This is a genomic window from Microbulbifer hainanensis (assembly GCF_014904735.1).
Taxonomy (GTDB): domain Bacteria; phylum Pseudomonadota; class Gammaproteobacteria; order Pseudomonadales; family Cellvibrionaceae; genus Microbulbifer; species Microbulbifer hainanensis.
This window is the reverse complement of record NZ_JACZCR010000043.1, coordinates 22,021-46,902: the sequence shown is the minus strand read 5'-3', so window position 1 is coordinate 46,902 and position 24,882 is coordinate 22,021. Positions and strand designations below refer to the sequence as shown.

The 24,882-nt window shown below is 61.8% G+C and carries 23 protein-coding genes; 13 read left to right on the top strand and 10 right to left on the bottom strand.

Features of this window, described 5'->3' with window-relative positions; all coding sequences use genetic code 11:
- Positions 1 to 37 precede the first annotated feature (37 nt).
- Together rnr and rlmB are read left to right on the top strand one after the other, a co-directional pair.
- Positions 38 to 2,746: a ribonuclease R gene (gene rnr / locus IG168_RS16750; RefSeq protein WP_193165742.1), complete on the top strand. Its 2,709-nt coding sequence runs from the start codon at positions 38 to 40 to the stop codon at positions 2,744 to 2,746.
- Positions 2,747 to 2,749: 3 nt separating this feature from the next.
- The gene (gene rlmB / locus IG168_RS16745; protein ID WP_193165740.1) at positions 2,750 to 3,505 is read left to right on the top strand and encodes a 23S rRNA (guanosine(2251)-2'-O)-methyltransferase RlmB; all 756 of its coding nucleotides are present in this window, start codon (positions 2,750 to 2,752) and stop codon (positions 3,503 to 3,505) included.
- Between the two features lie 289 nt (positions 3,506 to 3,794).
- Here rlmB and IG168_RS16740 read toward each other — a convergent pair whose 3' ends face one another.
- The 4 genes from IG168_RS16740 to IG168_RS16725 all read right to left on the bottom strand — a co-directional run bounded on the left by IG168_RS16740 (position 3,795) and on the right by IG168_RS16725 (position 7,650).
- Positions 3,795 to 3,956 (bottom strand): hypothetical protein, encoded by a 162-nt coding sequence (locus IG168_RS16740; protein ID WP_193165738.1) that lies wholly within the window; start codon positions 3,954 to 3,956, stop codon positions 3,795 to 3,797.
- Positions 3,957 to 4,187: 231 nt separating this feature from the next.
- Positions 4,188 to 5,576 (bottom strand): MATE family efflux transporter, encoded by a 1,389-nt coding sequence (locus IG168_RS16735; protein WP_193165736.1) that lies wholly within the window; start codon positions 5,574 to 5,576, stop codon positions 4,188 to 4,190.
- Between the two features lie 48 nt (positions 5,577 to 5,624).
- Positions 5,625 to 6,353 (bottom strand): 2OG-Fe(II) oxygenase, encoded by a 729-nt coding sequence (locus tag IG168_RS16730; RefSeq protein ID WP_319024742.1) that lies wholly within the window; start codon positions 6,351 to 6,353, stop codon positions 5,625 to 5,627.
- A gap of 133 nt (positions 6,354 to 6,486) precedes the next feature.
- Positions 6,487 to 7,650 carry a S8 family serine peptidase gene (locus IG168_RS16725; RefSeq protein WP_193165733.1) on the bottom strand — a complete coding sequence of 388 codons (1,164 nt, stop codon included), beginning with the start codon at positions 7,648 to 7,650 and terminating at the stop codon, positions 6,487 to 6,489.
- Between the two features lie 457 nt (positions 7,651 to 8,107).
- Here IG168_RS16725 and IG168_RS16720 point away from each other — a divergent pair, with 457 nt between their 5' ends.
- The 11 genes from IG168_RS16720 to IG168_RS16670 all read left to right on the top strand — a co-directional run bounded on the left by IG168_RS16720 (position 8,108) and on the right by IG168_RS16670 (position 17,380).
- Positions 8,108 to 8,665 carry an RNA polymerase sigma factor gene (locus tag IG168_RS16720; protein WP_226877082.1) on the top strand — a complete coding sequence of 186 codons (558 nt, stop codon included), beginning with the start codon at positions 8,108 to 8,110 and terminating at the stop codon, positions 8,663 to 8,665.
- The gene (locus IG168_RS16715) at positions 8,655 to 9,317 is read left to right on the top strand and encodes a hypothetical protein (protein ID WP_193165729.1); all 663 of its coding nucleotides are present in this window, start codon (positions 8,655 to 8,657) and stop codon (positions 9,315 to 9,317) included. The genes IG168_RS16720 and IG168_RS16715 overlap by 11 nt, the downstream gene beginning before the upstream one ends.
- Before the next feature lie 32 nt (positions 9,318 to 9,349).
- The gene (locus IG168_RS16710; RefSeq protein WP_193165727.1) at positions 9,350 to 9,913 is read left to right on the top strand and encodes a hypothetical protein; all 564 of its coding nucleotides are present in this window, start codon (positions 9,350 to 9,352) and stop codon (positions 9,911 to 9,913) included.
- An 86-nt stretch (positions 9,914 to 9,999) separates the two neighbouring features.
- Positions 10,000 to 11,316, top strand: a complete 1,317-nt coding sequence (locus tag IG168_RS16705; protein ID WP_193165725.1) for a tol-pal system YbgF family protein — start codon at positions 10,000 to 10,002, stop codon at positions 11,314 to 11,316.
- Positions 11,317 to 11,468: 152 nt separating this feature from the next.
- On the top strand, positions 11,469 to 11,924 hold the full coding sequence (gene rpsF / locus IG168_RS16700) for a 30S ribosomal protein S6 (RefSeq protein ID WP_193165723.1): 456 nt from the start codon (positions 11,469 to 11,471) through the stop codon (positions 11,922 to 11,924).
- A 12-nt stretch (positions 11,925 to 11,936) separates the two neighbouring features.
- On the top strand, positions 11,937 to 12,167 hold the full coding sequence (gene rpsR / locus IG168_RS16695; RefSeq protein ID WP_067084304.1) for a 30S ribosomal protein S18: 231 nt from the start codon (positions 11,937 to 11,939) through the stop codon (positions 12,165 to 12,167).
- 41 nt (positions 12,168 to 12,208) lie between these two features.
- Entirely contained in the window at positions 12,209 to 13,042 is an 834-nt protein-coding gene (locus IG168_RS16690; RefSeq protein WP_193165721.1) for a YybS family protein, read from the top strand.
- 37 nt (positions 13,043 to 13,079) lie between these two features.
- Positions 13,080 to 13,526 carry a 50S ribosomal protein L9 gene (rplI, locus tag IG168_RS16685; protein WP_193165719.1) on the top strand — a complete coding sequence of 149 codons (447 nt, stop codon included), beginning with the start codon at positions 13,080 to 13,082 and terminating at the stop codon, positions 13,524 to 13,526.
- 201 nt (positions 13,527 to 13,727) lie between these two features.
- On the top strand, positions 13,728 to 15,170 hold the full coding sequence (gene dnaB / locus IG168_RS16680; RefSeq protein WP_193165717.1) for a replicative DNA helicase: 1,443 nt from the start codon (positions 13,728 to 13,730) through the stop codon (positions 15,168 to 15,170).
- A 74-nt stretch (positions 15,171 to 15,244) separates the two neighbouring features.
- Positions 15,245 to 16,333 carry a winged helix-turn-helix domain-containing protein gene (locus tag IG168_RS16675; RefSeq protein ID WP_226877077.1) on the top strand — a complete coding sequence of 363 codons (1,089 nt, stop codon included), beginning with the start codon at positions 15,245 to 15,247 and terminating at the stop codon, positions 16,331 to 16,333.
- A gap of 156 nt (positions 16,334 to 16,489) precedes the next feature.
- The gene (locus IG168_RS16670) at positions 16,490 to 17,380 is read left to right on the top strand and encodes a dienelactone hydrolase family protein (RefSeq protein ID WP_193165713.1); all 891 of its coding nucleotides are present in this window, start codon (positions 16,490 to 16,492) and stop codon (positions 17,378 to 17,380) included.
- 21 nt (positions 17,381 to 17,401) lie between these two features.
- On the opposite strand, the gene IG168_RS16665 is transcribed toward IG168_RS16670, so the two are convergent.
- The 6 genes from IG168_RS16665 to IG168_RS16640 form a co-directional block, all read right to left on the bottom strand.
- Positions 17,402 to 18,085 carry a DUF6515 family protein gene (locus IG168_RS16665; protein WP_193165711.1) on the bottom strand — a complete coding sequence of 228 codons (684 nt, stop codon included), beginning with the start codon at positions 18,083 to 18,085 and terminating at the stop codon, positions 17,402 to 17,404.
- 87 nt (positions 18,086 to 18,172) lie between these two features.
- Entirely contained in the window at positions 18,173 to 19,066 is an 894-nt protein-coding gene (gene speB / locus IG168_RS16660; RefSeq protein WP_226877076.1) for an agmatinase, read from the bottom strand.
- 97 nt (positions 19,067 to 19,163) lie between these two features.
- Positions 19,164 to 20,414: a carboxynorspermidine decarboxylase gene (nspC, locus tag IG168_RS16655; RefSeq protein ID WP_193165707.1), complete on the bottom strand. Its 1,251-nt coding sequence runs from the start codon at positions 20,412 to 20,414 to the stop codon at positions 19,164 to 19,166.
- Positions 20,415 to 20,585: 171 nt separating this feature from the next.
- The gene (locus IG168_RS16650) at positions 20,586 to 21,794 is read right to left on the bottom strand and encodes a saccharopine dehydrogenase family protein (protein ID WP_193165705.1); all 1,209 of its coding nucleotides are present in this window, start codon (positions 21,792 to 21,794) and stop codon (positions 20,586 to 20,588) included.
- 59 nt (positions 21,795 to 21,853) lie between these two features.
- Positions 21,854 to 23,776 (bottom strand): biosynthetic arginine decarboxylase, encoded by a 1,923-nt coding sequence (gene speA / locus IG168_RS16645; RefSeq protein ID WP_193165703.1) that lies wholly within the window; start codon positions 23,774 to 23,776, stop codon positions 21,854 to 21,856.
- A gap of 269 nt (positions 23,777 to 24,045) precedes the next feature.
- Positions 24,046 to 24,846, bottom strand: coding sequence for a DUF6515 family protein (locus tag IG168_RS16640; protein ID WP_193165701.1), 801 nt, complete (start codon positions 24,844 to 24,846; stop codon positions 24,046 to 24,048).
- Positions 24,847 to 24,882 lie beyond the last annotated feature (36 nt).

Below are 24,882 nucleotides of genomic sequence, written 5' to 3'. Positions count from 1 at the left end.
CCAGAACCGGCGGCCACCTCAAACAACGGATGCTGTTTTGACTCAAAAGAAGACCTCAATTCATATCGAAGCCGATCCCCATGCGGAGCGCGAGGCGGAGAAGTACGACAAGCCTGTTCCCAGCCGCGAATACCTGCTGCAGTTGCTGGAACAGCAGGCCGGCCCAGTACCCTGGGAGACGGTCGCAGACCTGCTGGAACTGCACGATGAAGACCTGCGCGAGGGCGTGCGCCGCCGGCTGATTGCGATGTCCCGCGACGGCCAGATCGCCAGTAACCGCGCCGGTGATTTCGGCGTGCTCGACAAGATGAGCCTGGTGCGAGGCCGCGTGATCGGTCACCGCGACGGTTTCGGCTTTGTGTCGCCCCGCGACGGCGGCGACGACCTCTACCTGTCCCACCGCCAGATGAAGAAGGTCTTCGACGGCGATGAGGTGCTGGTGCGCGAGACGCCCGGCGGTTTCCGCGGCAAGCGCGAAGGTGCGGTGATCCGCGTCATCAAGCACAACACCCAGCAGCTGGCCGGGCGCCTGTTCCAGGAGAACGGCATCTGCTTCGTGCGCCCGGACAATCCCCGTATCAACCTGGACGTGATGGTGGCGGCGGACAAAACCGCTGGCGCCGAACACGGCCAGTATGTGGTTGTGGATATCACCATGCAGCCGGGGCGCGATTGTGTCCCCCAGGGCGAGGTGGCCGAAGTACTCGGCGATCACCTGGCGCCGGGGATGGAGATCGACGTCGCTATCCGCAACTACGGCATACCGCACACCTGGCCCGCCGCACTGCAGACGGAAGTCGACGCCATTGCCGATGAAGTGCTGGAAGTAGACAAAAAGGCCCGCGTGGATCTGCGCGCACTGCCGCTGGTGACCATCGACGGTGAAGACGCCCGAGACTTCGACGACGCGGTTTTCTGTGAAGTGCGTAAAGACGGCAGCTGGAAACTGCTCGTGGCCATCGCCGATGTCTCCCACTATGTGAGCCCGGGCATGGCCCTGGACGAAGAGGCCCACAGCCGCGGCAATTCGGTGTACTTCCCGGATTTCGTCGTGCCGATGTTGCCGGAAAAACTTTCCAACGGGCTCTGCTCGCTTAATCCTGATGTGGACCGCCTGTGTATGGTGTGCGAAATGCACATCGACCTCGACGGGCGCATTCTCGATTACCGTTTCTTCGAGGGTGTGCTGCGCAGCCATGCGCGGCTGACCTACACCCAGGTGGGGCAGGTCGTCGCCGAGCGCGACTCCCGCGACAGTGGCCTGCGCAAGCAGTTCGCGGCGTTGACTCCGCACCTGGATAACCTGCACGACCTTTACAAGGCCCTGCGCGGTGCCCGCGACCGCCGCGGCGCGATCGATTTCGAGACCACCGAAACACGTATCATCTTTGACGCCAATCGCAAGATTGAGCGCATCGTGCCGGTGCAGCGCAACGACGCGCACAAGATGATCGAGGAGTGCATGCTGGCCGCCAACGTCTGTGCGGCGGAGCTGATGGAGCTGGCCGAGTTGCCGGCACTCTACCGCGTGCACGATACGCCCAAAGAGGAAAAGCTCACCAACTTGCGCGAGTATCTCGGCGAGTTGGGCCTGCGCCTGCCCGGGGGCGCTGAGCCGCAGCCGAAAGATTTCCAGTTGTTGCTGGAGCAGGTCGAAGGCCGTGCAGATGCGCACATCATCCAGATGATGCTGCTGCGCTCGATGAACCAGGCGGTGTATCAGCCGGAAAACCGCGGTCACTTCGGTCTCGACTATCATGCCTACGCCCATTTCACCTCGCCGATCCGCCGCTACCCGGATCTGCTGTTGCACCGCGCGCTGCGCTGGCTGATTCGCAACGGCAATGCCAATCCGCCCGCGGTGGCGAAGAAAGTGCACACCGCACCCGGCGCCGCGGCGCTGGCGGCGGAGCAGATTATTCCCTACGACCTGCCGGCGATGGTGCAGCTGGGCGAGCACTGCTCGATGACCGAACGCCGCGCCGACGACGCCACCCGCGACGTGGTCAGCTGGCTCAAGTGCGAATACCTGCAGGATCACGTCGGCGAGACCTATCCCGGTGTGATCAGTGCGGTCACCGGTTTCGGCCTGTTTGTCGAGCTGGCCGACCTCTATGTTGAAGGCCTGATTCACGTCACGGCGCTGCCAAAGGATTACTACCGCTTCGAGCAGGCCCACCAGCGCCTGATCGGCGAGCGCAGCGGCAAGCGCTATCACCTGGGCGACTCGGTCACGGTGCAGGTGGCGCGGGTCGACCTGGAAGAGCGCAAAGTGGACTTTACCCTGGGTGAGTTGCTGCCGCGGGACGGGAAGCGCGACCGGAAAACCGAAGAGACGCGGGTGAGCGCCCGAGCGATGGAAATGGCGGTGGAGCATCAGCGCGAGCGCGACCGCAAGAAGAAGCCCGGTGAGCGCAGCAAGGCTGCCGCTGGCAAGCCGAGCCCGTGGGGCAAGCGGCCGGAGACGGCGCCGGGTACCACGCCGTTCAAGAAGCGCAAGGTCGGTTCCACTGAGGCGGTACCCGTCGAGGCGACGCCGGAAAAACCCGAGGCGCCCGCGGAAGGTGAAGGCGAGCAGCCGCACAAGAAGCGCGGCCCCAAGCGCACGCCAACCCGCAAAGGTGGCAAGCGCCCGGCCGTCGCCGCGCGCAAGGCCGCGCAGAAGGCGGAAAAAGCCAATGCCAAAAAAGGTAAGGGCAAAAAGAAACTGAAGAAGAAAACCACTTCCAAGAGCAAGAAGAAATAGATCGTGGCAGAACAGCTAGTGTACGGCCTGCACGCAGTGCAGGCCCTGTTGAAAAGCTCGCCGCAGCAGGTACAGGAACTGCTGCTGTTGCGCGGGCGCAAAGATCAGCGCCTGCAGAAAATCATCAGCCAGGCGGAAAAGAACGATATTCCGATGCGCTTTGTCGATCGCCGCGCACTGGACGACCGGGTCGGCGACGAGGGCAATCACCAGGGCGTACTCGCCGTCTGTGCCGGCAAGACCAAAGTCTACGACGAGCGTTTTCTGCAGGAGCTGCTGCAGCAGCTGGATGCAAAGTCCGAGGCGCCGTTCCTGCTGGTACTCGACGGCGTCACCGATCCGCACAATCTCGGCGCCTGCTTGCGCTCAGCCGAGGCCGCCGGCGTGCACGCGGTGATCGCGCCGAAAGACAAGTCCGCCGGGCTGACCCCCACGGCCAGGAAGGTCGCCTGCGGCGCTGCCGAGGTGCTGCCGTTCGTGACCGTCACCAATCTCGCCCGCACACTGCAGCAATTGCAGCAGGCTGGTGTGTGGATTTTCGGTGCTGCCGGCGAGGCGGAGCAGGATGTCTACCAGAGCCAGCTGACGGGCGCGATTGCGCTGGTGATGGGGGCGGAGGGTTCCGGCCTGCGCCGCCTGACCCGGGAAAACTGCGATCACCTGATCAAGATTCCGATGGCCGGTGAGGTCAGCAGCCTGAATGTCTCCGTGGCAACGGGGGTGTGCCTGTTCGAGGCGGTGCGCCAGCGGGCACAATAAATACTCATCCGTCAAAAAAGTTCAGGCAAAAAAACGGGGGCTAGTGAGCCCCCGTTTATTCCATTCCATTCCGTTTGTTCTTCTTTGTTCCAGTCAGTCAGTTTTTATTGTTGTTGAGTTTTTATTGTTGTTGAGTGTCCCCGGTCTTTTGCTTCGCCGGGTTGCTATGCAGCTCATTCGCGGGGCGGTACATCACCCACGACGTGAGAATATATTTGTCATTTCAAATCGGCATACCGACGAGCGCCTGGTACACCATGTTGTTGATGTTCCAGCACTCTTCCTTCCATTACGGCAGTGTAGAAAGGTAGAGGTCGGAACTATCTTTCTTGTCTTTGTCTACACCGGCGCGGCCGGCTGACTTCTCGGGAGCATCTTCAAAGCGCTGGATCGGGCGCTCACAGTAATCTGCGGATGCGGCGTCATCGAACTGAACAATCAATGGATCCATCGTCTACTCCCGGCAATCGACACTTCTGTCTGCCTGCATGTAGTGAGACGGTGAACCGTTAATATCCCTCAATTTCGGGTGGATGTTTTCTGGCTTGATTCACTCATTGCATTATGCGGGGGGCAGGTGACACCCTGGCAAGCCAGGTATCCACGGTATCCCGTACGGGGCCGCGATTCTTGATCCAGCTCTGGTGGGGGTGCCCTTCGGGTGGGTGGCTGGAATTTCCCGCTAGGCTGTCTGTTCGGCTTCGGCCGCCACCGTTTCAGCCGGCGGCGGCATATCCGCCAACTTGATCCGCAACTCGCGCCGCAACAGCACGACCGCCAGCGCCATCTGCAGTACCACCGAACTCGCCGACAGATACCAGAGATAGCGCGTCTCGAACCAGGGCTGGGTGCCGATCCACAGGGCCGGCACGGCAAAGACGAGGATGCGCAGTGTCGAGGCGGCCAGCGACGGCAGGGTATTGCCCAGGGCCTGAAACAGGCCGGAGCAGCAGAAGATGATGCCGGTGGGGACGAAATTAAACGACGCGATCCCGAGGAATTCCCTCGCCACCGCGATCGCTGCCGGATCGTCCAGGAACAGTGCGGCCATATTGCCGCCGGCGAAATAGCTGAGCAGCGACAGTGCGAACATCAGGGTTGATACGAAGAGGACTCCGCTGCGCAGTGTCTCGCGCACGCGGTCCTGCCGGCGCGCGCCGAAATTCTGCCCGGCAATCGGCGCCAGCGCGAAGGACACCGCCATTGCCGGCAGGAAGATGGACTGCATGACCCTCAGGCCCACTCCAAAACCCGCCTGAGCCGAAACCCCGACCTGGGTCAGCACCGTGTAGACCACTGCCAGGAAGGCCGCCATCAGCGCAAACTCGCCGCCGGAGGGCAGGCCGATAGCGGCCAGCCGCCGCCACAGCCCCAGTGCCGGGCGCAGCAGCTCAGCCGCATCGAAACGCAGCTTCTGTTGCGGGCGTAAAAACAGAGCGGCCAGCAGCACTCCACCCACTGCCACCGAAATCAGTGTCGCCATGCCGGCACCCGCTACACCCAGTGGCACACCGGTGCCCCAGCCGGCTACCAGCACCGGCGCCAGCGTGATATTGAGCAGCAGCGTCAGCACCTGGATCAGTGAGGGCTGCTTCACCTCGCCGGCGCCGCGCAGTGCCGCCGCCATGGCGGCGAACGGGAACTGCAGCAGCATCGCCGGCAGAAACCAGTTCAGGTACGCCACGGCCAGTCGCGCGGTTTCCGCGTCGGCGGTAAAGGCAGTGGCATAGGCGCCGCGCAGTGCGAAAGCCACTGTGCCGAAAATGAGTCCGCATACCAGCGCCAGCGACTGCGCCTGATTGAAACTGCGCTGGGCGGCGGGCATATCCCCGGCGCCGATGGCGTGGGAGACCAGCGTGGTGGTGCCCACCGACAGCGCCTGGGTCAGCGCCATCACCATGAACATCATATTGCCGGCAATACTGACCGCCGCCACCGGCGCGCTGCCGAGGCCGGAAACGAAATACAGATCCACCAGAAAATAGAGGGTCTGGAACAGCATGGTGGCGAACATAAAGGCGCCGTAGCGGGCAATATGGCCGCGAATAGCGCCCCGGGTCAGGTCCTGCATCGCTTTAAATCCTTTTAACTGCAGTTTGTTGTCGGCCCGGTACCCGGGCTATCCGGCGGTTGCCTGTTGTTGCGGTGCTGTGCCGTAGAGTTCTGCTGCCGGCCGATACAGCACCCAGGAGGTGAGGATCGTCTTGTCGCCGGAAAGCGGTGCATTGCCGCGGTGGGTGTGGGTAAAACCGCAGGGGGACAGGATCAGGCTGCCTTTCTTCGGTTTGATCTTGGCACCCTGGTAGCAGAATTCGGTCTCGCCGCCCTCGTCGACGTCGTTCAGGAACAGCAGCCAGAAGAGGACCCGGTGTAGCGAATTCTGTCCGGGATCACTGGGGTGCGGGTAGTGCTCCGAGTGCCAGTGGAAGTAGCCGCCGCGATTTTTTTCGTAGTGCTGCAGGTTGATACCGTCCAGCCGGAAAATGCCGCGCACCAGCATCTGCAGCTGCCGCTCATCCAGGTGAGCGATATCCTCGGCAGCGAGATTGCGCGGTTTCCGCGTCGCCTCGTCGAGGATGGTGGGGGAGATTGCGCCGGTCAGCATATGCGGGTAGCGGCGGCAGTAGGCCATGAGGCCGTGCGTAACGATATTGTTAACGGCCGCGCATTCCTCCCGCCAGGAATCCAGAGCCGAGATATACAGATCGGAGCTGGTTTTCTTGCTCGGGTCCACTCCGGAGCCGGTGCGGCCGGGGTGCTTCTCCGGCGCCTCGTGAAAGCGCTCGACCATGCGATCGCAGAATTCGGCGGGGGCGGCGTTTTCACACAGTAAGATCAGAGAATCCACTTGTTCACCAATGCGCAAAGAAAACCGGGCTCCTGCCCGGCCGGGGTCATCCAATCTAGCGTAAACAGGCTCAAAGAAAAACCGGCGACCGCTGTGCAGCGGCCGCCGGTCAGTCAACGAAGGGTGAGCTCGGTTACAGGTGGATGATGGAATCCGGATCGCCATCCGGGTCGCCGTTGGCGGTGCCGCTCGTGGACGGGTGACCGTTGGTCATCATCATCACCGCACAGGCGTGTGGCGAGGCCATCGAGGTGCCGGACATGGTGGTGGTACCGCCCCCGGCCCTGATCGACAGAATGCTGACGCCGGGCGCGGCATAGTCCACCGGGGGATTGCCCCAGTTGGACCAGGACGGCATGGTGTCGTTGCTGTCGATCGCGGAAATGGTGCGCACGTTGTTGCCATTGGCGCGGGCGGGCGAGTGGTTGTTGGCATCGTCGCCGTCATTGCCGGCGGCGAGTACGAAGAAAGCGCCGGATTTTTGCGATGCGGCGACCACGGCGTCGTCGAGATCCTGGCTGACACCACCGCCCAGGCTCATATTGGCGCAATCACCGGGTGCGGCGTTGGCGCCCACATAATCCACTCCGGCGATAACGCCGGACGTGGTGCCGGAGCCGCGGTGGTCGAGCACCTTGACTGGAATGACAGTGGCATTGGCGGCCACGCCGACCACATCGATACCGTTATCGATGGCCCCGATAGTGCCCGCCACATGAGAGCCGTGACCGTGATCGTCGTCGATTTCACCGGCACTTTTGCCGGACGTGATCGCGGAGAAGCCACGGCTGGCGTCCACGTTCAGGTCCGGGTTGTCCAGGTCAATGCCCGTATCGATCACCCAGGCGTCGTGCCCGCTACCGTCCACCGGCCCGCCCACGCGAGTGATACCGTAGGGGGTGACCTGAGCGGTGGAGCCGCCGCCGCAATTGGGGCCGGTACAGGAAGGTGGTGCGCTGATACTGACGACACTGTCCGGGGTCATGTGCATGATCGTGGTGTCGCCGGCAAACACTGCGGCGGCGGCACTGCACGGCAGGTTGATCGTCAGTCCCTTGATGGTATTGCGGTAAATATATTGGGCCGATGCGTTGCTGTGGCCCGCGGCGCGTGCCTCGGCCACCAGGCGGTGCGAAATGCTCGTGGCCTCCGCGCCGGAATAGCTGTCCTGGAAGCGCACGATGCAGCGATTGTGTACATCGGCAACTGCCGGATTAACGCTGAAAGAAGGTTGTTCTGCCTGAACTGCGGCGCTTGCGGCAACGGCGATGGCCGCAGCGATCAGTGATTTCTTCATGTCAAAGTCTACCTGTATATTTATTGTCTGGATCGGTAACAGCAATGTGGGATGTCTGACTGCTGAGGCCGGTAATACTTCGACGCAAAAGACAAAGAACTGCGCCTGCCGGACATAACAGATATCCGGGCACAACTCACAAACGAGACACGGCCAACGGCGGGGCCGCCGGGCTGGCGGTACTCAGGTCGTGGCTCTCATGCCAAGCTAGGTGACGGTTCGTGCAATTGCAATCGGCCAATTTCCCTTTTTTTGGAAAATAAGCGCGCACTCGCGGGTTTTCACGGGATTATTTTCCCCTGGGAACCTTTTTGCTGCCCGCCGCGTGTAAATGCACTGATGCCACCAAAAAATTCTGTTCGGTGGCTTTGCCGGGAACCTTTTTGCGTGTTGATCCGTGGTAACGATTTGATAGTCCCGAATGGTACGAACGTTAAGGAGTTGTGGTGTGACGCTGATGCGCTTCTTCCGCGGTGCTGACGCTGCCGAAGACCGTTTTACGGTTCTGGTGCGTCCGCATATGCGACTGATGTACCGCATGGCGTACCGCTGGACGCAGGATCGCAATGAATCCGAGGATCTGGTTCAGGACGTGCTGACACGGCTATTCCCGCGGCTCGATGAGTTGGCCGCCGTGGAGAAGCTGGGGCCCTGGCTGGTAAAGGTGCTGTACCGGCGTTACGTGGATCTCTATCGCCGGCGCGTCAGCTCTCCGATTGACGAGAGTATTTCCTGGTCCAGTGACGATGACGCCTTTGCGGATCTCTTGGTCGACAAACGCAATCGCTACCACCAGCTGGAGTTGCAGCGGGCGCTGAATCGCGCGCTGGAAACCATCGACGACGGTTGGCGCGACGTGGTGATGTTGCACGACGTCGAGGGCTACACCGCCCTGGAAGTCGCGGAGATACTCGATATCAATGTCGGGACGGTGAAGTCCCGCCTGCACCGGGCGCGCAAAAAACTGAAAGAAGCGCTGCAGTTGGGAACCATCGAAAGCAGTTATGCGTGTTGAAGGGCACGAGGAGGCGAATATGAACTGCAGTGAGTCAAGACGGGAACTGGACCTGATGCGCGAGTCGAACAGCAGTGCGCTGCTGGGGCACCTGCGCCGCTGTGTCGAGTGCCGCGACTACGCCGAAGAGCTGCGCATATCACGCCTTCTGAGCACGTTGCCGGCGCCGGAGCCCGACGCGGATTTCGAGCACCGCGTGCTGGCGGCAGCCCTGCCGCGGCGGCAGGGGGCCGGGCACCGGGCGCTGCGCGGATGGCAGCTGGCTACCGCGGCGAGCCTGCTGCTGGCCGTATTCCTGGCGCTGCCATCCAAACCCCAGGTGGTGCCCGAGGCCCAGCCTGTCAATGTGGCGGTACAACCGCTCAGTGTGTCACTGGATTCGGTCCGCGCGCTGCCGGGGACGCTGATCCAGGTATCGCTGCCGGACAATGTGCAGCTCGATGGCTACGGCGATGCGCGCGAACTGCAGTGGCATACGGACCTGCGCGCCGGCGCCAACCGGCTGACACTGCCGGTGCGAGCACTGAGCAGCGCCGAGGGAGCAGAAATCCTGATTCGCCTGGAGCACGATGGCTCGCAAAAGGAATTCCGGGTGCCGGTCCAATTTGGTACCGGCAAGGCTGCGCAGGGCGATGCGCCGCAGATGATATGAACAAATTCCCCCGATTGAGAGGTGAGGGCCGAATGATGAAAAGATGGAACCAATGGATCGCGCTGGGGCTGCTGTGCGCACCTCTGAGCCTGCCGGTGCTGGCCGACGATCTGGATGTGACCGTTTCGGTGGTTGGCGCCGACGATTCGGCGGAAGATGCGGTCAACGAGATCACGCTGCCCGAAGGCGCGATTGAATCGGTGAAAACCGCTGCGGAGTTCGGCCTGAGGACCGCCAATGCCGCCCGCGACAAGGAGCACGCTGAGTCAGAGACAGAGTCCCGGGACGCCGACAGGCTGACTGAGGATGACGTCAAGGCAATTGTCGCCGAGGCCCGCGCCCACAGCGACGAGGCCCGGGCCAATGCGGAAGTCGCCGCGGCGGCTGCGCGGGAAAATGCCGATGCCGCACGCGAAGCGGCGGAAGAGGCGTTGAAGAATGCATTGAGTGGCGCCGACCTGCAGGGGTCGATGGACAATGTGCAGGATATTCTCGACAACCTTCCGGACGATGTGAAAGCACACCTGCCGGAAGACCTTGATTCGATTCTCGAGGATGTACTGGATCACGCACAGGAGCGACCGACCGGGGAGTGACCTGATCAAGAGTGGTATCCGCTTCTTGCTGGCTGGGCGTTATTGCGCCCGGCCTTTTTGCTTTTTGGAATATTGGGGTATTGGATGTGAAGACCGGAGTCATCAGTACTGCTCTTTTATGGGGAGCCGTAACCGCGGCTGTATCCCCGCTCGCCCTGGCCGGCGATTCGTTTGCGCGCGGCACCGAAGCGTTCAAAAAGGGTAACTACAGCGATGCCCTCGCGGCATTCCAGCATGAGCTCAATGCTGGCAATGACAGCGCCAATCTGCAGTACAACCTCGGTATTACTCTTTACAAGCTCGAGCGTTACGGCGCGGCTGCGGGATATTTCCGGCAGCTGGGCGGAGACCCTGACTGGCGCGACCTGGCCGAATTCCAGTTGGGGCTGGTAGCGGAAAGGCAGGGCCGTCGGACCAGTGCGGTTGAACACTACCGCGCCGCTGCCGCAGGTCGCTCGGAGCGGCTGCGACGACTCGCAGGCACCCGGCTTGCGGCGCTGGCAGCGTCGCCGCGCCAGGCGCCGGAGCCGTCTCCGTGGCTGGGTATCGCCAGCCTGTCGTTGGGGTACGACGACAATGCCTACGCCCTGCAGAACGACCTGCTGCTGGACCCATCGGTGGGTGAAGACAGCTACTCGGAATTGTTTGCCTGGGGGCAGTATCAGTTGCAGGGCGACGCCCGCGATGGCTGGCGCCTGCACGGATTCGGCTACGGCCGGCGCTACGCTGACCTGAGCGACCTGGACCTGGGCAGCTACCGCGTCGGGCTGTCACGGGATATGCAGGTAGGCGGCTGGCAGGTGGAACTGGGCGGCGCCGGGGAGCTAGTGTCCCTCGGCGGCGAGCAGGTCACGCAGGAGATCGGTCTCGTCGGCCGCGCGCGCCAGGATATCGGCGATGCGGAATTGACGCTCTCTTACGCACCAGGTCATTTCAGCGGTCGTGGCGACTACGGTTATCTGGACGGTTGGCGCCAGCGTTTCGACGCCAAGTGGGAGCAACCCCTCGGCCCCTTTATACTCGATGCCCTCTATCGCCTGGATCTCAATGATCGCGAGGATCTGGACACGGTTAGCGGTGGCCATTACAGCTATTCGCCCACCCGCCAGACAGTCGGGATGGAGCTGGCGTGGCCGCTGCTGTCCGGCTGGGAAGTCTCCGCCGGGGCCGACTATCGCTCCAGCCGCTACGCTGGAACCAATAGCCTGGTCGACAGCGATGGCGTCGAAAAGCAGCGCCAGCGGGACGGCGAGCGACTGCGGACCTGGCTGGGGGCGGAGGTGCGCCTGCAGCCCCGGCTCCAGCTCGCCGGCAAGCTGATGGTGACCGACAACTCGGAAAACTTCGAGATCTACACCTACGACAAGTCCGAGGCCAGCCTGAGCGTCCGCTATTCATTCTGACCGCCACATCCCCGCCAGCTGGTCATCTTGCAACCAGTCGCGCAAGTCCCTACAATACGCCGCCCGCAATGGGCTCGGCTTGGCGCCGGGCCCGTTGTACTCCTTGCCTCACCGGATTAGCCGGGAGGCTGTTTAACCCGTAAGGAGCTAAAATGCGTCATTACGAAATTGTATTCCTGGTCCACCCGGATCAGAGCGAGCAGGTGCCCGGCATGGTGGAGCGTTACACCGCTACCATCAAGGACAGCGGTGGTCAGGTACACCGTCTGGAAGACTGGGGTCGTCGCCGTCTGGCCTACCCGATCAACAAGATCCACAAAGCCCACTACATCCTGATGAACGTCGAGTGCACGGAAGAAGCTCTGGAAGAGCTGACTACCAACTTCCGCTACAACGACGCCGTGCTGCGTAACCTGGTTATGCGCGAAGACGAGGCGATCACTGAAGAAAGCCCGATCATGAAGGCGGAAAAAGAGAGCCGTGAGCGCAAAGCCGCCCGCGCGGAGCGCACCGAGCGCCGCGAGCGTGCTGAGCAGGAAGACAAGTCTTCCTCCGCTGACGAGTCCGCGGAAGACAATTCTTCCGATAACGCCGAAAGCGAAGAGTAAGGGGATAATCAGATGGCACGTTTTTTCCGTCGTCGTAAGTTCTGTCGTTTCACCGCCGAAGGCGTCAAGCGTATCGACTATAAAGATCTCGATACCCTGAAAGCCTACGTTTCTGAAACTGGCAAAATCGTTCCGAGCCGTATCACCGGTACCAAAGCCAAGTATCAGCGCCAGCTGGCCACCGCGGTCAAGCGCGCACGTTACCTGGCGCTGCTGCCGTACACGGACAGCCACGAAGCCTAAGCCCTGTTGCTTAGACGTTGTAAGAGAGAAGCTATCTAGTCGTGCGCGCCCTTGCCGAATTCATCATGCGCGGGCGTGTGCGCGCGGTGCTCACCACCATGGTGGGTATACCGCTGATCAGCCCGGCGGCACTGGCTCTGGTGAGCCTGCGCCGCGGCAGCAACGACGGCCTGATGATATTCATGTGGGCCCTGTTGCCAGTCGTTATCGTGGGCGGCAGCGGTATGGAATCGCTAATGACCACCGGGATATCCGTAACCCAGTTGGCCGGTGTTTTGGCCGGTGCCCTGGTGCTGCGGTCAACCCGCTCCTGGGTTGCGACCCTGGTTGCAACACTGGCGGTCATGGCAGCTGGCATCATGCTGACATCGCACTTTAATGGCGGCCTGAAGGCAGACATGCTGGAGGGTATGGAGGCGCTGGGTATTGCTCCGCAGGATCAGCTGGAGCAGATGATGTCCAGCGAAGCGATCGTCAGCGGAGCCCTGACTTTCTGGGCCTCGCTGTTTGCGGTCACGGCACTAGTCATCGCGCGCTGGTGGCAGGCGCTGCTGTACAACCCCGGCGGTTTTGGCCAGGAGTTCCATCAGCTGCGAATGCCGCTGCCGGTGGCAGCCGTGGGAATGCTGTTATGGGTTTACTGTCTGGTTAACCCGGATTATGCATTCTGGGGTGTCGTCGCGGCTTTCCCGCTGGCGGTGGCCGGTATTGCCCTGATTCACTGGCTGGTAGCCAGTCGCAACTGGGGCCGGGGACCGCTGGTCGCTCTGTACGTGATGTTGTTCATCGCGACGCTGCCGCTGGTCGGATTCCTGTGCGGCCTGGCACTGATAGATAGCTGGATAGATATTCGCGGGCGTCTGGCCAAAAACTAGGCGCGACCCGCACAAAACTGAAATTGAGGAAACCGAGATGGAAGTTATTCTGCTCGACAAAGTAGGCAAACTGGGCAACGTGGGTGACCGCGTTGATGTCAAAGCCGGTTTTGGCCGCAACTTCCTGCTGCCTACTGGTAAGGCCGTAGCCGCTACCGCAGCCAACGTCGCTGAGTTCGAAGCCAAGCGCGCCGAACTGGAAGCCGCCGCAGCAGCCAAAATCGGTGCCGCTGAAGAGCGCGCTGCCAAGCTGTCCGAAGTCTCTGTCACCATCGCTGCCAATGCTGGCGATGAAGGCAAGCTGTTCGGCTCCATCGGCACCCGCGACATCGCCGAAGCCATCACCGCTGCCGGCGTTGAAGTGACCAAGGCTGAAGTGAAGCTGCCGGAAGGCGCTCTGCGCGAAGTTGGCGAGTTCGACGTAGACGTGCAGCTGCACGCCGACGTGATCACTACCGTCAAGGTCGTCATCGAAGCCGAATAAACGCTCTGCGTTTTATTCGCGCGGGCGGGTCATGACCCGCCCCGGCCGCTATTGGCCTGGTTGAAACCGGCGAACCACACGTTCGCGTGGAATCCACCTGCCCAACTGCGGCTGAGTCGCGCTACAATCGGGCGCTGGAATCCCCCTCCATCGGATACGGGGAACCAGCGCCCGATTTGTTTCTGTACCCTGTAACGCCCTATGACCGACGAATACGCTGTCTCCGAAGAAGCATTGCCGACCGAAGAGTCCTCGCCGCTACCGCACTCGGTAGAGGCCGAGCAGTCCGTGCTTGGCGGCCTGATGCTGGACTCCAGTCGCATCGACAGTGTCGCCGAGCAGCTCGGCGAGCAGGATTTCTTCGTAGCCAGTCACCGCAAGATCTTTGCGGTCATGGTCGAGGTGACCGACGGCGCGCAACCGCTGGATATCGTCACTCTCGCCGAGGCGCTGGCCAGTCGCGACCTGCTGGCGGAAGTGGGCGGCCCCGCCTACCTGGCCGAACTGGCCGAAAATACCCCATCGGCGGCGAATATCGTCGCCTATGCCAAGATCGTGCGCGAGCGCTCGATGCTGCGTCAGCTGATCGCCGCTGCCGGCGAAATCAGCCGCACCAGTTTCAATCCCGGCGGCCTCGCCTCCGCGGACCTGCTGCAGATGGCAGAGCGCCGCGTGGCAGAAATTGCCGAGGGACGCGCGAAAGAGGGTGGCTTCGTCGGCGTCGATACACTGCTGAAGCAGACCGTCGAGCGCATCGACGAGCTGTTCAAGACCGAGGGCGATCTCACTGGCCTCGGTACCGGTCTCAGCGAGCTGGATCAGCGCACGTCCGGCTGGCAGCCGGGCGAACTGATCATCCTCGCCGCGCGTCCGTCCATGGGCAAGACCGCACTGGCCCTGAACTTTATCGAAAGCGCGATGCTGAGCCAGGAGCGCCCGACGCTGGTTTTCAGTATGGAGATGCCGTCGGACAGCCTGGTGATGCGGATGCTGTCGTCCATCGGCCGTATCGACCAGGGCCGCATCCGCAACGGCAAACTGCAGGAAGATGACTGGCCCAAGCTGTCCAGCGCGGTGCAGAAGATGAAGGGCAAGGCCCTGTATATCGACGACACCCCGGCACTGTCGCCGAGCGAGGTGCGCGCGCGCACCAAGCGCACCGTGCGCGATCACACCAACAAACTGATGCGCGAAAACCCCAAGCTGTCCCGCGAGGAAGCCGAAGCGAAGAGCATGCCGGCGATGATCATGCTCGACTACCTGCAGCTGATGCAGGTAAAGGGCGCCACCGAGGGGCGGACCCAGGAGATCTCCGAGATCTCGCGCTCGCTGAAGGGGCTGGCAAAGGAATACAACTGCCCGGTAATCGCGCTGTCGCAGTTGAACCGCGGCGTGGAACAGCGCCCGAACAAGCGCCCGATGAACTCGGACCTGCGGGAATCCGGTGCGATCGAGCAGGACGCCGACGTGATCCTGTTCATCTACCGCGACGAGTACTACAACGAGGACAGCCCCGACAAGGGCATGGCCGAGTTGATCATCGGCAAGCAGCGTAACGGTGAGATCGGCACCTGTCGCGCCGCCTTCGTGGGCAAGTACACGCGCTTCGATAACCTGGCGCCGGAGTACTACCAGGGCGACTGATTCGGCGGTTTGCCCGCTAGATCTTGCCCGCTCCGGTCAGTGCCGGCATGGCGATACGACAGGGGGGGAGAACGTTGCTCTCGGAACAACAAGTCCGCGCGCTGGTGATCGAGCGCCAGTCTATCCACACCCCCTGGTCCGGCGATCTGCCATCTCTGATCCACCACCTCGGCGCGCTGCAGCTGGATGCCATCCAGCGCATTACCCGCGCCCACCATCACCAGCTCTACAACCGCCTGCCGCGCTACCGCGAATCCCACTTACAGCGGGCGGAACAGCGTCGCGAGATATTTGAGTACTGGTCCCACGCCGCCGCCTACCTGCCGATGGCCCATTACCGCTTCGCCCGTGTGCGCATGAACCGCATTCGCGAGGGGCAGAAGCACTGGTTTGAGAAGAACGCGAAACTGTGTCGCTATGTGCTCGATCGCGTGCGCGCCGAGGGTCCGCTGAGGGCCAGTGATTTTGTCCGCGCAAAAGGCGGTTGGTGGGAATGGTCCGACGAGAAAAAGGCGTTGGAGCAGCTTTTTCACGAGGGCGAACTGATGGTGAGCCACCGGGATGGCTTCCAGAAGGTGTTCGACCTGCCAGAGCGGCTGCTGCCGCCCGCGGTCCGCACGGATACCGCCAGTGACGAGGAATACGGCCGGCATCTGGTGCGGACTTTCCTGCGCTGCCAGGGTCTCGGGCGCAGCGAGGAAATCAGTTATCTGCGCCGCGAGGACAAACCGCTGGTGCAGTCCGCCATCGAATCCATGTTGCGCCGCGGCGAGCTGCTGCCACACGGCAAAGACCTGATGCTGGCCGCCGACGCGGACGCCTCTCCGCAGCGGCCGCCGCGCCGGGTGCGATTGCTGTCGCCATTCGACCCGCTGGTGCTGCAGCGCAAGCGGCTGAAAAGGCTGTTCGGCTTCGATTACCAGCTGGAGTGCTACCTGCCCGAAGCGAAGCGCCGCTACGGCTATTTCTGCCTGCCGATACTCTACGGCGACTGCTTTGCCGGCGTCGTCGACCTGAAGGCGGATCGCGCGTCCGGTGTACTGCGCATCGAAGCGCTGCACTGGCAAGCCCCTCCGGGCGCCGCATTGCGCTCGAGCTTTGGCCGGGCACTGCAGAAATTTGCCGGCTTCCACGGGCTGCAGAGCGAAGAAGTACGGCCGTAAGCGCGCCAACCAATCACGCCCCCTCGTCAGTCAGGGCCGCACATCCACTGCGCCGGCGATAGCGGGCCGGTATCGCTGTTGGTATGGTTGAGGCAAGGCAACAGGTGGGATACCCGCCTATGCGCCGGGACGCAAACTTCACAAGGGGAGGGAATCATGTGTGATGAAATAACTGCCAAAGAGGCGGAGGCCTATCTGCGCCGCAAGGGCATAAGCAGACGGACCTTTACCAAAACCGGACTGGGAGCGGCACTGGGGGCGATGCTGCCGGGCATAGCCTTTGGCGCTATGAAGGTCGCGGAGTCGGATGTCCGCGTGACAACGCCGGATGGCGAGGCTGACGCCTACTTTGTCCACCCGGCCAAGGGGCGTCACCCGGCGGTGATCCTGTGGCCGGATATCTTCGGTATACGCCCCGCCTTCCGCCAGATGGGCAAGCGCCTCGCTGAGCAGGGCTACGCGGTGCTGGTGGTCAATCCCTATTACCGTAATCATCGCGGGCCCCTGGTGCCGGGGGGAGCCGACGTGATCGGTCCGGAGGTGCGCCAAGTGGTGATGCCCGAGGCGCGTAAACTGGCCGGTACCCTGTCACCGGATACCGCGGTCAGCGACGGCCGTGCTTTCGTGAAATTCCTCGATGCGCAGCCCGCAGTGGATACCGAGCGGAAAATCGGCGTCATGGGCTACTGCATGACCGGCTCCTACACTCTGCGGCTGGGGGCAGCCATGCCCGAGCGCATCGGCGCCGGCGCCTCCTTCCACGGCGGCGGCCTGGTCACCGACAGGGCAGACAGCCCGCACCTGCTGATACCGAAACTGAAGGGGGGCTACCTGATCGCCATCGCCGAAAACGACGACGCCCGTCAGCCGGAGGCCAAGACGGTATTGCGGGAGGCGTTTGACCGCGCGGATGCCGACGCGGAGATCGAGGTGTACAAGGGCACGCTGCACGGCTGGTGCCCGACGGATTCCGCCGCCTATAACGAGGATCTGGCCGAGCGGGCCTGGGCCAGGATGCAGGCGCTGTTTGCGCGGGAACTCACCTGACGGCGACAGCCATCGCGGTGATCAGATACGCACGACCACGTAGACCTCGTGCCCGTCCCGCTGGGTGGGCATGAAGTAATCGTTGCCGTAGCGGTAGTACTGTACGCCGTTGACGATTTCAGCGGTGTAGCCGGTGGGCAGCTGTTCGAGTACCTGCCCGGGCGCATAACCACTAGGCGCATAACCACTATTAGGTCCGCTCGGCACCGGCGGCGCGGCTGGCGCCGGTGCCGCGATGGCCACCGGGGGCCCCGGCGGTGGCGCAACCACCACATAGCGGCTGGTGCCTGGCTGCCAGCGGTAGTAGGCGTCGGCGTACTGATAGTACGTAATGCCTCCAATCTGGATGCTCACGGCGCTGCCGGGCAGGCTGGCGACGGCCGCCCCCAGCGGTGCCGAGACCACCACGTAGCCGGACGGTGCCGGGCGATAGAAATAGCCGCCCTGATAAAAGAATGGGTTACCGCCCACGGACAGACTGACAAAACCGAACGGCAGTACCGGAGCGACGAAGCCCAGGGAAAGGCGCGGCCCGAAGAAGCGCGGACCGCGGTAGTGGTGTCCGTGCCAGTGGCCGTGGGGGCGGTGGTAACCGTGACCGCCGCGATCGTAGCCGCGCGGCTGGGCATCGGCCGGGGGCGTGAAGGCGAATGCCCCCAGCGCTATGATCCCGATGGTCCCCAGTATCAGTTTCAGCGTCTTCACAGTCTCTCCGGCGAAGCGATTACTTACATTGGTTAAATTTTAACCCCTTTTGGCGGGTCTCCGCCATGCCGCGGCCGTTAAGAAGCGTCAACCCGCCGAGGAGACCGGCCGGCGCTGGCGCTGCACGATGCCCATCAACTTGTACAGCAGCTGGGCGGCGGCAAAGTCGTAGGCGTGGAATCCCTCGATCGGCGCGAACTCCAGCAGGTCGAATCCGATAATTTCGCGCTGTTTCGCCACCGATTCAAACAGGTTGAGCGTCTGGTACCAGCCCAGCCCGCCCGGGACCGGTGTGCCGGTCGATGGAAAGACCGAGGGGTCTATTCCGTCGACGTCGAGAGTGAAGAACACCTTGCTGGGAAAATCTTCCGGCAATTCAATCGACTGCACATTCGTGGGTACCAGCTCGTGGGCATCCAGGTAGTGCACGCCGTATTTGTCCCGCGCGCCCATCTCTTCCTCGCAGTAGGCACGGATGCCTAACTGGAACAGCGGTATGCCGGCCTCCACCACAAGGCGCATCACGCTGGCGTGACTGTGTTTCTTGCCTTCGTAGCGGTCGCGCAGGTCGGCGTGGGCATCGATCTGCACGACGCCAAAATCCTCGATACCGGCATCCAGATAGCCCTTGATAACGCCCCAGGTGACCGAGTGCTCGCCGCCGATGCCTACCGGCATCTTGCCCTGCTCGAGAATTTCCCGGGTGGCCGCGGCAATGTTGTCCATCACCTGCTCCGCGCTGCCGGTCGTGTTGACCGGGGTGCGGGTGTAGATGCCGAGTTCGCTGGGGGTGGAAAAGTTGTCGAAGGTCTCCAGCTGCCATGACGCCTCGAGGATCGACGCCGGTCCTTTGCCGGTGCCGCCACCGTAGGAGACGGTCTCTTCGTACGGGATAGGCAGCACGTGAAAGAAGGCTTCCTCCGGCTTTGGCTGCTCGATTTCGGAACCGAGGAATATGGGGTAATCGTTTTCTGAAAGCATTGTTTCCATCCTGTGTAGGGCCGCAGGCGCCGTGGATGTGTGGAGTGACCGTGTGCCACTCCCCGGGATATTTGGACGATGATCCGGGGCGATCGGATTATACGCAGCCGTCGTCTTCGCCGGCGGTACTGTGCCCGAGGTTTTTCCAGTCGCGCCCGGAGAGTCGTCCCTTGAAGTCCTCGTAGCCGAATTCCCTGATGAGGTTCAACTCGTCGGTTTTGGAGTTCCACAACACGATGGCCGGCAGGGGTATTCCGTTGAAGGTATTGGTCTTGACCATCGTGTAGTAGGCCATTTCCTCGAATACCAGGCGGTCGCCGATCTTGAGCGGATCGCTGAAACTGTACTCGCCGATGCTGTCACCGGCCAGGCAGCTCTGGCCGCCGAGCCGGTAGTCGTGTGGCAGTTCACCGGGCCGCGCGGCGCCGGAGATCTCCGGGCGGTAGGGCATCTCCAGCACATCCGGCATATGGCAGGTGGCGGAGGCGTCCAGAATGGCCTGTTGCTGCCCATTCCAGGCAATATCGACGACTTCGCTGACCAGCACACCGCAGAAGAGTGCGACCGCCTCGCCGGGCTCCAGGTAGACCTGCACCTTGTGCCTGTCGGAGAAGGCGCGCACCGCGTCCACGAGTTCGTCCACCTGATAGTCGCAGCGGGTGATATGGTGGCCGCCGCCGAAATTGATCCACTCCATCTGCGCAATCAGGTCGCCGAACTTCTCCTCCACTGCGGCGATGGTGCGCGCAAGCGGCTTGAAGTCCTGCTCGCACAGGGTGTGAAAATGCAGTCCGCTGATTCCGGCGAGATCTTCACCCTCGAACAGCGAGCGCACGATGCCCAGGCGCGAGCAGGGCGCACAGGGGTCGTACAGGTCCGTGTGGCCCTCGGAATGCTCCGGATTGATCCGCAATCCGAAGCGCAATTCCGGACGCTTTTTCTGTGCATCGAGGCAGAGGTCGCGGTAGCGCTTCCACTGGGAGAAGGAATTGAAAATTACATGGTGGGCGAACTGCAGGATTTCCTTGAGCTCTCCCTCCTTGAAACCGGCGCTGAACACATGCACCTCTTTGCCGAGGTCGGCGCCGCCGTATTCCTCAAAACCCAGCCGGGCCTCGTACAGGCCGCTGGCACAGGTGCCGCTCAGATACTCGGCCACGATAGGCCCGGTGCTCCACATCGAAAAAGCCTTCAGTGCGGCCAGCACCTTGGCGCCGCTGCGCTCCTGCACATCGGCGAGGACGGCCAGGTTGTCGCGCAGCGCGATTTCGTCGACCACGAAACAGGGAGACGGTACCCGCGTGGGGTCGAAGTTGCCGAAGTAATCCTTGCGGGGGGTTAAATCCATAAGAGAGCCACTATTTGCGATCTATTCGAAGGTGCAAAACCATTATGCGAAGGGCCCGGTGCCAGTGTTCGTCCGCGCAACGATTGCCGATCAGGCTGTTGCGCGGACAGCCACTGGTAGCAGGCCCGCCCGGCAGCCGATTAAGGCCGCCAACAATAAGAGAGCAAAAATTTACTGGAAAGGTTTATCCAGCCAGGTCTCCTGCCACGGCAGGCCATACTGGTTCAGGTCGTGCATGAACGGGTCCGGATCCAGTTGCTCCATATTCCACACGCCCGGCTGCATCCACTTGCCTTCCATCATCATCTTGGCGCCGATCATCGCTGGCACTCCGGTGGTGTAGGAGATCGCCTGTGACTTCACCTCCTTGTAACACTCCTGGTGGTCGCAGATGTTGTAGATGTAGTAGATCTTGTCCTCGCTGTCCGGGGCCCTTTCCTTGGGAATGCCGCGGATGATATTGCCGATGCAGGTCTTGCCCTTGGTCAGCGGGCCGAGGCTGGCCGGATCCGGCAGCAGCGCTTTCAGGAACTGGATCGGTACGATTTCCTGGCCCTGGAACTCGATTGGCTCGATGCTGGTCAGGCCGACGTTCTGCAGCACTTCCAGGTGCTTCAGGTAGCTGGCGCCGAAGGTCATCCAGAAGCGCGCGCGCTCGATTTCCGGATAGTGCTTGGACAGCGATTCCAGCTCCTCGTGGTACAGCAGGTAGATGTCTTTCTCGCCGATACCCGCGGGGAAATCGAACACGCGCTTTTCTTCCATCGGCTTGGTGGTGACCCAGCCGCCGTTTTCCCAGTAGCGTCCGTTCGCAGTGATCTCGCGGATATTGATCTCCGGGTTGAAGTTGGTCGCGAACGGCAGGCCGTGGTCGCCGGCGTTGCAGTCGAGAATATCCAGCGTCTTGATGCGATCGAAATGGTGCTTCTTCGCGTAGGCAGTGAAGACGCTGGTAACGCCCGGATCGAAGCCGCTGCCGAGCAGCGCCATCAGGCCGGCTTTCTCGAACTTTTCCTGGTAGGCCCACTGCCACTTGTACTCGAACTTCGCCTCTTCCGGCGGCTCGTAGTTGGCGGTGTCCAGATAGTGCACGCCGGTCTCCAGGCAGGCATCCATGATATGCAGGTCCTGGTAGGGCAGGGCGACGTTGATCACCATGTCCGGCTTCACTTTTTCGATCAGCGCGACCATTTCACCGACGTTGTCCGCGTCCACCTCGGCGGTGTCGATTTTGCGCGGCAGCATTTCGGCAATATTGTCGCACTTGCTTTTGGTGCGGCTCGCCAATGTGATGTTTTCAAAAACATCCTCGACCTGCGCACACTTGTGCGCGACTACCTGTCCGACGCCGCCGGCGCCGACAATCAATACATTGGCCATAATAATCTCCTTATTTTTGTCGCGGCGCGGGCGCCGCGAAATTACCGAGGCACGTGGCCTTATTTCTCGAAATAGGTATAACCGCTCATGCTGGCAGTGTACGTGTGCAGAATCTGCTTGCGCTGCTGGGCGGTGATCTTTCCATCTTTTACCGCGCGCTCCGCCAGTTTGCGGAAACGCTCGAACAGTTCCTGCGGTCGGTACTCCACGTAGCTCAGGACATCGGCGATGCTGTCGCCGTGGATCTCGCGACTGTAATCAAAGCTGCCGTCGTCGTGGATACGCACGCTCACGACATTGGTATCGCCGAACAGGTTGTGCAGGTCCCCCAGAGTCTCCTGGTAGGCGCCGACCAGGAAGGTGCCGAGGATGTAATCCTCGTCCTCTTTCAGGTCGTGCAGCAGCAGGGTTTTCTGCTCTTCCTGGCGGCCGATAAAGCGATCGATCTTGCCGTCGCAGTCGCAGGTGATGTCCGCGATGATTGCCGAGCGCGTCGGAGCTTCGTCCAGGCGGTGCACCGGCACCAGCGGAAATACCTGGTCGATGGCCCACATATCCGGCAGCGACTGGAAGACGCTGACGTTCGCATAGTAGATGTCCGACAGCACCTCCGGCAGTGCCTGCAGGTCCACCGGCACTTCCTCCGCCTCGTCGAGCAGCTTGCGGATCTGCTGGGCGCCCTGCAGGAACAGGTTTTCCGCATTGGCGCGCTCGCGCAGGCTGACCTGGCCGTGCAGGTACAGGGAGCGCACCTCGTCGCGGTAGTAGAGCGCGTCGTTGTAGCTCTCCTGCAGGTTTTTCGGACCGATGCTGTTAACCGCATCCTGCAGGTTCAGCAGCATCTGGTGATCGCCGTCCGCAATTTTCGTGTGCTCGAGTTCTACCGGCTCGAAGCGGGTGGTATCGAGCACGTCGAACAGCAGTACCGATGAATAGGCGACAGTGGCGCGGCCGGATTCGGTAATAATCACCGGGTGCGCGACGCCCTCGCTGTCCAGCGTGCCCATGATCGCTTCCACCACGTCCACGCAGTACTCGTCCAGCGAATAGTTCTTGGAGTGGGTGTAATTGGTTTTCGAGCCATCGTAATCGACCGCCAGGCCACCGCCGAGATCCAGGTAACCCATGGCCGCGCCCTCTTCGACCAGGTCGGCGTAATAGCGACAGGCCTCCAGTACGCCGGTGCGGATATCGCGGATATTCGGCACCTGCGAGCCCAGGTGGTAGTGCAGCAGTCTCAGGCAATCGAGCATATCGTGGTTGCGCAACTGGTCGACCATCGCAATCAGGTCGTTACTGCCGAGGCCGAAGATACTGCGGTCGCCGCTGGTGGCGTTCCAGTAACCGCCGACCTTGGAGGCGAGCTTGATGCGCACGCCGATATTCGGCCGCACCTGTTCACGCTCCGCACAGCGGATGATGGTGTCCACCTCGGAAGGTGTTTCGACCACGAAAAAAACCTGCACGCCGAGGCGCTGCGCCTGCAGGCCCAGGTTGATGAACTCCTCGTCCTTGTAGCCGTTACAGACAATCAGCGATTCGGTATTTTCCAGAATCGACAGCGCCGCGATCAGCTCCGCCTTGCTGCCGGCCTCGAGACCGTGATTGAACGGGCGGCCGGCCCGGGCGATCTCCTCGATCACCTGGCATTGCTGGTTGACCTTGATCGGAAACACACCGCGGAAAACGTTGCTGTAACCGCAGGATTCAATCGCGCGCGCGAAGGACTGGTTGATGCGCGCGACCTGTGCGTCGAGCAGGTTTTCGATACGCAACAACAGCGGCATGCCGAGCCCGCGCTCGGTGGCGCCCTTGGCGATGTCCATCAGGGATACGCTGCGAGGCTCGCCGGCGGAATTTTCCACCCGCACGGTAATTTCGCCGGCTTCATTTAAATCGAAATAACCGGCGCCCCAGTTGCGGATTCCATAGAGTTCTGCGGAGTCTTCGCAAGACCAGTTTTGCACTTGTTGCTGTTTCATGGCGCCTTTTCGTTTGCAGGTTGGCGGGGCGCGAATGTTGGGCCCAGGCGGCCCGGAAAGCAATAACTATAGATAACAAAAACGTGCTTTTTTAGTAGGCAAAAATTAAATTTTGTTTCGGTTTTTGGCACGCAGATTCTCGCGGAAATTTAATTGAATTTTTATTCAATTTTTATGCCTGTCTGAGCGCGCGCTCACCGCACAATTTGCGGACACAAAAAAAGCGGCGCTAGGCCGCTTAAAGCTGGGGTGGCAGTTCAGGTCTGGGATCAGTAAAAGCCCGGGTTGGCGACGATCCGGTAGCCGCCGCGGGGGCCGTCCCACAGGTAGTAAGTGTCGTAGGCGACGTAGTAATTGCGGTCGCCGAAAACAACGCTGACGGCAGTGCCCGGCAGGCTGTGCACGATGGCACCGATAGGAGCGCGGGCAACGACATAGCCGGTCTCGAACGGACGGTAGAAAATTCCGTCGCTATAGAAGAAGCCGAGGCCGCCGAAACTGATACTTACAAAGCTGCTCGGCAGGTAGGCCCGGCGATAGCCATAGTGGTAGTGCGCCGGACGCCAGTGGTGCTTGTGCCGATACTCATGGCGCGCATGTTTGTAATGCGGGCGGTAGACCGGGCGATAGGCCGGGCGGTGACCGTGCTTATCGTGCTTGTAGTGTCCATGCTTGTCATAGGTGTAGCGGCCGGGGTACCGGTCGGGATTGTGACGTGCGGGCTTGCCGTGATAGCCGCGGTCGTCATGGCGACGGCCGTTGTCGTGGCGCCCTTTGTTATCGTAACGTCCGTTATTGTCGTGACGCCCCTTGCTATCGTGACGCCCTTTGCTGTCGTGGCGATCGCCACGCTGGTTGCCCTGGTGATTGCTGCGCTGTCCGTCGCGGTTGTGGCCGCGGCTGTTTTCACGGTGGCCGCTCAAGCGCTTGCCGTCGCGGTGTGCCGGACCGGCCGCGTGGGTGGAGCCGGCTTCGCGATGGAAGCTGTGCTTGTTGTCGCGCTCAGCGAGGGCTGGTCCGGACAGCACCAGCAGGCCGGCGGTGGCTACGGCGGTGATCACTTTCAGCATGGCTTTCTCTCCCGTGCCGCATCGCGGCATCTCTTA